At 47.5% G+C, this 11,089-nt stretch carries 9 protein-coding genes; 7 read left to right on the forward strand and 2 right to left on the reverse strand.

Annotated elements, in window-relative coordinates; genetic code table 11:
* Positions 1–212: hypothetical protein (locus X919_RS16975; protein ID WP_036916645.1), on the reverse strand; the 212-nt coding region annotated here is incomplete at its 3' end.
* A 69-nt stretch (positions 213–281) separates the two neighbouring features.
* Positions 282–416 (reverse strand): hypothetical protein, encoded by a 135-nt coding sequence (locus X919_RS17365; RefSeq protein WP_256380394.1) that lies wholly within the window; start codon positions 414–416, stop codon positions 282–284.
* 90 nt (positions 417–506) lie between these two features.
* On the opposite strand from X919_RS17365, the gene X919_RS0101145 reads away from it, so the two are divergent.
* From X919_RS0101145 to X919_RS16980, 7 genes are all read left to right on the forward strand, one after another.
* Complete coding sequence (locus tag X919_RS0101145; RefSeq protein WP_028898670.1) at positions 507–1,523, forward strand: branched-chain amino acid aminotransferase; 1,017 nt, start codon at positions 507–509, stop codon at positions 1,521–1,523.
* Positions 1,524–1,657: 134 nt separating this feature from the next.
* Positions 1,658–2,428: a tRNA (guanosine(46)-N7)-methyltransferase TrmB gene (gene trmB / locus X919_RS0101150; protein ID WP_028898671.1), complete on the forward strand. Its 771-nt coding sequence runs from the start codon at positions 1,658–1,660 to the stop codon at positions 2,426–2,428.
* Positions 2,429–2,778: 350 nt separating this feature from the next.
* Positions 2,779–3,882: an Mrp/NBP35 family ATP-binding protein gene (locus tag X919_RS0101155; protein ID WP_028898672.1), complete on the forward strand. Its 1,104-nt coding sequence runs from the start codon at positions 2,779–2,781 to the stop codon at positions 3,880–3,882.
* Positions 3,883–4,403: 521 nt separating this feature from the next.
* Complete coding sequence (gene hflX, locus X919_RS0101160) at positions 4,404–5,651, forward strand: GTPase HflX (RefSeq protein WP_028898673.1); 1,248 nt, start codon at positions 4,404–4,406, stop codon at positions 5,649–5,651.
* An 18-nt stretch (positions 5,652–5,669) separates the two neighbouring features.
* Entirely contained in the window at positions 5,670–7,517 is a 1,848-nt protein-coding gene (locus X919_RS0101165; protein ID WP_028898674.1) for a DUF4954 family protein, read from the forward strand.
* Positions 7,518–7,524: 7 nt separating this feature from the next.
* The gene (locus X919_RS0101170; protein WP_028898675.1) at positions 7,525–10,431 is read left to right on the forward strand and encodes a M16 family metallopeptidase; all 2,907 of its coding nucleotides are present in this window, start codon (positions 7,525–7,527) and stop codon (positions 10,429–10,431) included.
* Positions 10,432–10,806: 375 nt separating this feature from the next.
* The coding region (locus X919_RS16980; RefSeq protein ID WP_216592146.1) for a hypothetical protein at positions 10,807–11,089 on the forward strand (283 nt) is incomplete at its 3' end.

An 11,089-nucleotide genomic window follows, 5' to 3' on the forward strand; every position in this document is an offset into this window, starting at 1 on the left:
ATTTTCGCGTTGGAACGACCCTCAGGACCAATGAGAAATTTCATTTTCGCGTTGGAACGACCCTCAGGACCAATGAGAAATTTTATTTTCGCGTTGGAACGACCCTCCGAACCAATGAGAAATTTTATTTTCGCGTTGGAACGACCCTCCGAACCAACGAAAAATTTTATTTTCGCGTTGGAACGACCCTCCGAACCAATGAAAAATTTCATTTTCGCATTGGAACGACCCTCCGAACAACGAAAAAATTTATTTTCGCGTTGATTGTAAGCCCGAGAACATCAAATTTCGTGGCTTCCTGCTGTGAAATGTAGCAAGGGCAGCTTGCAGAGAACAGGATAAATGTGCGTGGGCACAAGAGCTTCCGCCACAATAAAGAGCCTATTGCTCACGGCTTCAGAAGATGGACTTGCCATCGAAATAATACGCAAAATAGTTGCAAAAGAGAGGCTTTATTCGTAATTTTGCGCGAACATCAAAGTAAAATCATTAAAACATAAAAAGCAATGGAAGACTTAGATTGGTCTAAATTAGGATTTGGCTATCGCCCAACGAGCTACAACGTGCGTTGCTATTATCGCGATGGAAAATGGGGAGAGATTGAGGTTTGCTCCGACGAATATATTAAATTGCACATGGCAGCAACTGCACTTCACTACGGACAAGAGGCTTTTGAGGGTTTGAAAGCCTATCGTTGTCCCGATGGGAAGGTGCGCCTCTTCCGCGTTGAAGAGAATGCTGCACGCCTGCAACGGACGGCCGATGCCACGCTGATGCCGCAGGTGCCCACCGAATTGTTTGTGGAAATGGCACGCAAGGTGGTGCGTCTCAACCAACAGCATATCCCGACATATGAGAGTGGTGCAACGCTTTATCTGCGTCCTTTGCTCATCGGTGTCAGTCCACAGGTGGGCGTTCATCCCGCTAAGGATTATCTGTTTCTCATCTTCGTCACGCCCGTTGGCCCCTATTTCAAAGGAGGTTTCTCGGCCAACCCCTATGTCATCATTCGCGACTACGACCGTGCAGCACCCTTAGGCATGGGCACGTTCAAGGTGGGTGGCAACTATGCAGCCAGCATGCGCGCCAATGCCATTGCCCACAGTAAAGGCTATGCCAGCGAGTTTTATTTGGATTCAAAAGAAAAGAAATATGTGGATGAGTGTGGTGCAGCCAACTTCTTTGGCATTAAGAACAACACCTATATCACACCCAAAAGCACCTCTATCCTGCCATCCATCACCAACAAGAGTTTGATGCAGATTGCAGAGGATTTAGGCATGAAGGTGGAACATCGCCCAGTGCCCGAAGAAGAGTTGGAAAGCTTTCAGGAAGCGGGCGCATGTGGCACGGCAGCTGTGATTTCGCCCATCTCGCATTTAGACGATTTAGACACTGGCAAGGTGTACACCTTCGGCGACAAACCTGGTCCATGGTCGACCAAGCTCTATGAAACTTTGCGCGGCATTCAATATGGAACGGTGGAAGACCGTCATGGCTGGACATCGGTTGTGATTGAATAACGCTTGCCCATGAAGGAATAGAACGAGGCGTGCATGCCATCGTTGCGAAAAAGGCCCCTCCCAATACCACAAATATTGAGAGGGGCTTTGCTCTATTTTGATTTATTATTTACCTTTGCACACAAAACAAAAATATGGGAAAAGGGAAGTTAGAAAAGTTCAGAGAGATGGAAACCTTTGCCAATGTGTTTCAATATCCTTTCTCGGTGGTCGATGAGGTGCCATTTGATATGAAAGGAAAATGGCATGAGCAATATTTTAAAAACAACCACCCTATCGTGTTGGAATTGGGTTGTGGCAAAGGCGAATACACAGTGGAGTTGGCAAGACGCTACCCTGAGATGAACTTCATTGGCGTAGATATTAAGGGTGCACGCATGTGGACAGGAGCCAAACAAGCATTAGAAGCTCAGTTGCCCAACGTGGCCTTCCTGCGCACCAATATTGAAATCATCGACCGATTCTTTGCACAAGATGAGGTGAGCGAAATATGGCTAACCTTCAGCGACCCACAAATGAAGAACCCTCACAAGCGTCTTAGCAGCACGTTTTTCATGGAGAAATACCGCCATTTTTTAAAAGACGGTGGAATTGTGCATCTCAAAACCGATTCCAACTTTCTCTACACCTACACCGAAGCCATGGCAAAGACAAACTATCTGCCCCTGCTCTTCACAACAACCGATTTGTATCACACCGAAGGTTTAGATGCTGAAACACAAAAAATCCTTTCTATCCAAACCTATTACGAGGCCATGTGGATAGAACGAGGACTCAATATTCGCTACCTCAAGTTTCAACTTTTGCATGCGATAAGCCTGCACGAGCCCGACATAGAAATACCCTTAGACGAATATAGAAGTTACCATCGCCCCAAACGTAGTAGCTTGCAAACAAGCAAATAATTCAGACAAATTGTTGCAAGGCTCAAGATTTAGTACTACCTTTGCGCCACGGTAAACCTTCAAAACCGCTTTTTTTTCTTCAATAATTTATTTTGGGTGGCAACACCCATGATAGATAAAATCCGTTCAGTAATGAATGGAGGTTTGTTTTAATTAGTCGTTTGTGTGAGAGTTTGTGAAAACAATCACATATAAAATCTTAAAAGTTGAGTTATAAAGAAGCGCATGCTCGTGAGAACATGCGCTTTTGTTTTTCAACGAAGTACCCTCTATCATCTCAAAAATTATCATTACTTTTGCAACCATAAAACATTCAACGATAACAAAAGTATAAATAACAACGTAAAGAGATGACAACATTATATCCAAAACTTATCACAGATGCCTTGGCAACAGTGATTTATCCTGGAACAAAGAAAAACCTCGTGGAGAGTGAGATGCTCATCACTGACGATATTCATATCAACGGGCAGCACGTCGCCTTCACCCTGCTATTCCCACGCGATACAGATCCATTTCTTAAATCCACGCTAAAAGCTGCCGAAGCAGCCATCCACTATCACCTTGGGAAGGAAATTCAAGTGGAGATACACACCGAATTTAAATCTCAACCGAGGCCAGAAGTGGGCAAAGCATTGCCCGAAGTGAAGAATATCATCGCGGTGAGTTCGGGAAAAGGGGGCGTGGGCAAAAGTACGGTCTCGGCTAACCTGGCTATTGCCCTGGCTAAGTTGGGCTATAAGGTAGGCTTGTTAGACACCGATATCTTTGGTCCGAGCATGCCGAAAATGTTTGGTATGGAAGACGAACATCCTTATATGATTGAAAAAGATGGACGCCAACTGATTGAACCCATTGAGAAATATGGTGTAAAACTGCTCAGCATCGGCTTCTTTGTTGACCCCGATACTGCTACACTTTGGCGCGGTGGTATGGCCACATCTGCACTCAAACAACTCATCATGGATGCCGATTGGGGTGCACTCGACTACTTTATTCTTGACACACCTCCTGGCACAAGCGACATTCATCTCACCTTGCTCCAGACGTTAGCCATCACGGGTGCTGTCATCGTGAGTACACCACAGCAAGTAGCTTTAGCTGATGCACGCAAAGGAATCGATATGTATACCAACGACAAGGTGAATGTCCCCATCCTCGGTTTAGTAGAGAACATGGCCTATTTTACGCCAGCTGAATTGCCCAATAACAAATATTATATCTTTGGAAAAGATGGCGCCAAAGATTTAGCCCAATCCATGAGTCTGCCATTGTTAGCACAAATTCCCCTCGTACAGAGTATTCGCGAGGGAGGAGATGATGGGCAACCAGCAGCAACAAAAACCGATAGTATCACAGGACAAGCTTTTCTGGGTTTAGCACAGTCGGTCGTTACAGTGGTCAATCGGCGTAATAAAGAGCAGGCTCCAACAAAGATTGTTAGCGTGGAATAGCTATCTGCACACAACCATTCGTAGCAAAGGGATTGCTTGCAAGCAATCCCTTTTTCATACCATTTTTGTACATCATCGCACCATGATATCCCAGATACAGTTTATTCGGCTTCCGCTAAGCCGTAAATCAGACTGTTAAAGTCTTTTTTATGCTCGTTTAAGCTAATCAAGACCTGTAATAGTACAGATAAAAGAAGGATGCACCCTTGTAGGCACATCCTTATGTATTCATTTAACTTGATAGATTACTTTTTGTTGTAGGTAGTAGTAGCTTTGGAAATCTTAATCTATTTCTGACGCAAAGGTAAGTAAAAAATTGATTTAAATCAAATTTTCAGCACTTTTCTTTTACATTTTTACGGACTCCTTTACATTTTATAGAATAAACACTGTGGTATCATCCCCCCATGAGACATTCTTACAGACAACGATGCAGCATTTCGATTTTTATACACAGAACACCTCTTTTTATCAGGCTATTTTCGTAAATTTGCATTCAATTATCGAATGAAAGAACAGGCATGAAAGAATTTGTTATTTCAGAAGTTAAAGCCGAAAGTGCTATTTTGGTGGGTTTGATTACCGAAGCACAAAATGAAGCCAAGACAAAGGAATATCTCGACGAACTAGAGTTTCTCGCTGATACTGCAGGTGCTGTAACGGTGAAACGATTCACGCAAAAGGTGAATGGTCCGAGCGCAGTGACTTATGTAGGCAAAGGTAAGCTCGAGGAAATCAAAGCATACATTGAGCAGTGCGAAGACAACGAGGAACCTATCGGAATGGTTATCTTCGACGACGAACTCTCGGCGAAACAGATGCGCAACATCGAGAACGAGCTGAAAGTGAAGATACTCGACCGCACATCGCTCATTTTAGACATTTTTGCAATGCGTGCACAGACAGCCAACGCTAAAACTCAGGTAGAATTAGCGCAATATCGTTATATGTTACCGCGATTGCAACGACTCTGGACGCATTTAGAGCGGCAAGGCGGTGGTTCTGGTTCGGGCGGAGGAAAAGGTTCTGTGGGACTGCGTGGTCCAGGCGAAACCCAGTTAGAAATGGACCGCCGCATCATTTTGCAGCGCATCACCTTGCTGAAACAGCGCCTGCAAGAGATTGACAAGCAGAAAACCACCCAGCGAAAGAACCGCGGACGCATGATTCGCGTCGCTCTCGTGGGGTATACCAACGTGGGCAAAAGCACCATCATGAATCTGCTGTCGAAAAGCGAAGTTTTTGCCGAGAACAAGCTCTTTGCCACCCTTGATACCACCGTGCGCAAGGTAGTTGTAGACAATCTCCCCTTTCTCTTGGCCGACACGGTGGGATTTATCCGCAAACTACCTACGGACTTGGTCGACTCTTTCAAAAGCACGTTGGATGAAGTGCGTGAGGCCGACCTGCTGGTGCACGTTGTGGACATTTCGCACCCCGACTTTGAAGAACAAATCCGCGTTGTGGACAATACGCTCAAGGAACTCGGCTGCAGCGACAAGCCTTCGATGATTATCTTCAACAAAATCGACAATTATCACTGGATTGAGAAAGAAAACGACGATCTCACGCCGGCCACGAAAGAAAACATCCCATTAGAAGAGCTGGAACGCACATGGATGGCGCGTCTCAACGACAATTGCCTCTTCATCAGCGCAAAAGACAAGTGTAACATTGAAACATTCCGCAAGACACTCTACACCCGCGTCCGTGAATTGCATGTACAGAAATATCCTTACAACGATTTCCTCTATCCTGAAGTGGAATAACCCGAAACACGACAGAACATGAGACAACTAACCAACGAAGAGATCCGTATTCTTGAGGATCAAAGCTGTTGGGCCGAAGACTGGACGAATATCCACGTGAGCGAGGATTTTAAGCCCAATTACATGCATCGCGTGATGCTCTACGGCGAAATCCACATCGGTGACTTCGAGAAAAACATCGAGGTGAGCCGTGGTTTCTTCAAACACACCGGCATCAACAACGCAACACTGCGCAACGTGACCATTGGCGACAACTGTTTGATTGAAAACATCGGCAACTACATCAATAACTACACGATAGGCGACGATTGCTACATCAGCAACGTCAGTGCCATGGAGACAACCGAGGGAGCCACCTATGGCGAGGGCAATCTCATCTCGGTACTCAACGAAGTGGGCGACGGCAACGTCATTCTCTTCAGCGACTTGAACAGCCAGCTGGCAGCCTTCATGGTGAAGCATTTCAACGACCGCGCACTCAAGGATTCGCTGCGTCGCCTCATCAATGAAGACATTGCCCGCCATCGTTCCGACCAAGCCTACATCGGTAATCACGTGAAAATTGTCAATACACGCGAAATCAACAACACCATCGTTCACGACGACTGCGAAATCAACGGAGCCTCACGGTTAAGCGACTGCACCATCCTGAGCACCCCCATTGCCAACGTGTACATCGGCACGGGCGTCATCTGCGAGAACACTATCATCAGTGAAGGCAGCAGCATCACCAACAGCGTGAAGATGCAAGACTGTTTTGTGGGCGAATCATGCCACATCAGCAACGGTTTCACCGCGTCAACGAGCATTTTCTTTGCCAACGCCTACATGAGCAATGGTGAAGCGTGCGCGGCGTTCTGTGGTCCGTTCAGTTCCAGCCATCACAAGAGCAGCCTGCTCATTGGCGGACAATTCTCATTCTATAATGCGGGGAGCGCCACCAATTTCAGCAATCACGCTTACAAGATGGGGCCGATGCACTATGGAACGCTCGAACGCGGCACGAAAACAGCCAGCGGAGCCTATATTCTCATGCCTGCCCACATCGGAACGTTCTCGGTGTGCTTCGGCAAGCTGATGTATCACCCCGACACGCGCAGCCTGCCCTTTTCCTATCTCGTTGCCTATGGCGACACGATGTATCTTTCGCCAGGCCGCAACATCACCACTGTGGGTTTATACCGAGACATTCGAAAATGGCCGAAACGCGACGTGCGCATGCCTGGAACCCACAAAAGCATCGTTAACTTCGACTGGTTATCGCCGTTCTCCGTGGGCGAAATCCTGCAAGGCAAAGAAATCCTCGAAAAACTGCGCGAGGCCAGCGGTACCGACGTGGCATCCTACACCTATCATAATTATGTCATCCATGCCAGCTCGTTAAACAAGGGAATCAAGTACTACGACATTGCACTGCGCATTTACATGGGCGCCGTGCTCAAGCGGGTTTATAAACAACATGGTACTTGCACAAAACCCACCACACCTGTCGGAAACGGCACATGGAACGACCTGAGCGGGCTGTTGCTGCCCGATACCGAGGAGCAACGCCTCTGCAACGACCTCAAACAGGGAAATATCGAGACGATTCAAGACCTCATCAGCCTGTTCGAGGAAATACATAGTCGTTACCGCGACTACCAATGGACGTGGACCTATCACATGATATGTAATTACTACCACGTCGACGAAATTACCGAAACCACAGCCGAACAAATCAGAAACGATTATGTGCAGGCGCGTCGCGCATGGATTGCCGAGATTCGCAAGGATGCCGAGAAAGAATATGCTATGGGAGACGTAGAACCGCACGTGTTCGACGATTTTATCAACAGTTTAGATCAAGAAATCAATTTTGAAAACTAAAAATATGATGCGTTTAAGAACCATTTTCATGTCGATAGCGCTGTGCACGCTTGCAACGCTCTCGGCCAAGGAGTATTCCTTCATTACCGTGAAGGGAGATGCTATGCAAACCCGTATTTACACCCTTAACAACGGGTTAAAAGTCTACATGAGTGTCAACAAGGAGCGTCCACGCTTGCAAGCCAACATTGTGGTGCGCACCGGGTCGCGTAACGACCCGGCAGAGACCACGGGCTTGGCTCACTACCTCGAACACCTCATGTTTAAAGGCACGCAACGCTTTGGCACAACCGATTACGCCAAGGAGAAGCCCTATTTAGATGAAATCGAGCGCCGTTACGAGCAGTATCGAACGCTGACAGACCCCGTTCTGCGCAGAACCGCCTATCACCAAATCGATTCCATCTCGCAACTGGCCGCGCAATACAACATACCCAACGAATACGACAAGCTCATGTCGAGTATCGGGTCGGAAGGAACCAACGCCTACACGAGCAACGACGTTACCTGCTATGTAGAGAACATTCCATCCAATGAAATTGACAATTGGGCACGCATACAAGCCGATCGCTTCCAAAATATGGTCATTCGCGGGTTTCACACGGAGCTGGAAGCCGTCTATGAAGAGAAAAACATATCCATGGCAAGCGACGGATCGAAAGAATATGCAGCGTTATGGAAGCTACTCACGCCGACTCACCCCTATGGAACGCAAACCACCATCGGAGAACAGGAGCATCTGAAAAATCCATCCATTGTCAACATCAAGAATTACTTCCATCGCTACTATGTGCCCAATAACGTAGCCATTGTTTTGGCGGGCGACTTCAATCCCGACGAAACCATTGCCATCATCGACAAATATTTCGGTCAGTGGAAGCCGTCAACCAACCTCACTCGTCCAGAATTTCCCGTGCAGCCCAAGATCACGGCGCAACGCGACACCACCGTCGTGGGGCAGGACGCTGAAAACCTGATGATGGCCTGGAGATTCAAAGGTGACAACGATATGCAGAGCGACACGCTCGACATCGTGCGCCGCATGCTCTATAACGGGCAGGCAGGCCTCATCGACGTTAATTTGCTGCAGAAAATGAAGGTGCAAGACGTCGGAATCGATGTCGACGGGCTGCATGACTACTCGGCATTCATCATCGAAGCCTCGCCCCTGCACGGTCAAACCTTGCAACAGGTTAAAAAACTGCTGCTCGAGCAAGTTGACAAGTTGGCACAAGGACAATTCAGCGATAAACTGCTGCCTGCCGTCATGGCCAACAAGAAACTGCGCTATTTCGAAGGATTACAAAACAATCGCACGCGTGCCAGCTACATGGTCGACGCGTTTGTCAACGATAAACGCTGGGAAGACGTGGCGCTGCAGATTCAACGACAGGAGAAGTTCACAAAACAAGACATCCAGCGCTTTGTTGCACAGCATTTCGGCAGCAACAACCTCGTTTGCGTCTATAAAGAGCAGGGAGTCGACAGCACACTGAAAAAAATCGAAAAACCCATCATCACACCCATCCCGGCCAACCGCGAATATGAAAGTGCACTGCTGAAAAGCATCCGACTGAGCAAAACCACACCGATACAGCCTGTGTTCATCGACTACAACAAGGAGCTCTCGCTGGGCAAGAAGGTTAACGGCATGCCGCTCATCTATAAACGCAATCCCAACGACGGACTCTTCGTGCTTTCCTTCTATTATGACTTTGGCACAACCGCTGACAAGCGCTACAGAGACGCGGCTGACTATTTAGACTACATTGGCACGCAGAACATGACTGTTTCGCAGCTGAAACAAGCCTTCTACAACCTCGCATGCCAATACAACGTCAATGTCAGCGCAAATAAAATCAGCGTAACCCTCGCCGGACTCAGTGAAAACATGCCACGCGCCCTGCAGCTCTTAGAACAGGTGTGGCACAAGGCGAAAGCCGACAAAAATTCGTGGAGCAGCTACTGTGACATGGTGGCAAAGAGCAGAACCGACCAAAAACAGAGCCAAAAAGCCAACTTCTCGGCCCTGTGGGACTACGCTCGCTACGGTGCCTACAATCCAACGCGCAACATTTGCAGCGACAAGCAGTTGCGCGCCACGAATCCGCAAGAAATGGTGCAACTCATCACCAATCTCACCCGCATGCCCCACAGCGTGCTCTACTACGGACCACTTTCCGAGCAGCAACTCATCAACATCGTGCAGCGCGAGCACAAAGTCGGAAAGACAATGCTCAAAAAACCCGTCAACAAGGACTATCAATTGCTGAAAACGCCACAAAACGAAGTGCTTCTCGCACCTTTCAAGGCGAAAAACATCTATTTGAGACAATTCCACAACGAAGGCAACCAGTGGAACGTCAACAAACGACCCGTCGAGATATTGTTCAACCAGTATTTTGGTGGAGGAATGAATTCCATCGTCTTTCAAGAGCTGAGAGAGACGCGAGGACTGGCCTACAACGCCGGTGCCAACTATGTAGCGCCCGACACGAAGGGAAAAGATGAATATTTCTACACGCACATCATCTCGCAAAACGACAAAATGAACGATTGCCTGCGCGTGTTCAACGATATCGTCAACAACATGCCCGAAAACGAGGCGGCATTCGACTTGGCTAAGCAAAGTCTCATCAAGTCTATACAGAGCGACCGCACAACACGCTATGGCGTCATCACAAGCTACCTCAAACTCAAGCAGCTCGGACTGGCCAACGATTATATGCAGCAGGTTTACAACGCGCTGCCAAAAATCACACTGAAAGACGTGGCGAACTTCGCCCGCCTGAACATTGCCAACAAAACCTACCGCTACACTGTGCTGGGCGACGAGAAAGAGCTCGACATGAAGGCGTTAGAGAAGATTGCACCCGTGAAACGACTCTCTACCGAGGAGATTTTTGGCTATTAAAACCTCAACCCATCAAAAAAAGGCTGTTTCCAACGCAGGAAACAGCCTTTTTTGATTTCACCTATTTATATATAGGCTGAACGCAGCCGTGGCTGACACGAACCAACGAGCACTTGGCAAAAACACGGCCTGTCCGCCACGCACCATGTCGACCAACGACAACCACGACAACGGCAGCTGCTCTCCCACCCCATAACGAGCCTCGCTCGCACGGAACGAACCGAAAACATAACATTTTTTTGAAAAAAAATACGCTTTTTGTTTGCACCTATCCAGAAATATGCTATCTTTGCAAAGTGCCGCCTAACAATCTGCAAATAACTGCATCACGACGTAGCACAAACCAAAAAACCAAAAAATAATGAGCTGACGCTTTTGAAAAAAGACGAAGCCCAACCTAAAAAAATAATAAAAATGATACTAACAAGCTATTCCCAAGCCCATGAAAGGTTGTTCCGAAAAAGAATTGGTCGAAACACACCTCAACATGCCGCAATTTTGAACGAAAATGCACAATCCCACCTCGGTACTCTGCAGTTTTGGGGTAAAAATGCACAATCCCATCTCGGTACTCTGCAGTTTCGGGTCGAAAATGCACAATCCCACCTCGGTACAATGCAGTTTCGGGGTGAAAATGCACAATCCCACCTCGGTACAA

It is taken from the genome of Prevotella sp. HJM029 (genome assembly GCF_000599605.1).
Taxonomy (GTDB): domain Bacteria; phylum Bacteroidota; class Bacteroidia; order Bacteroidales; family Bacteroidaceae; genus Prevotella.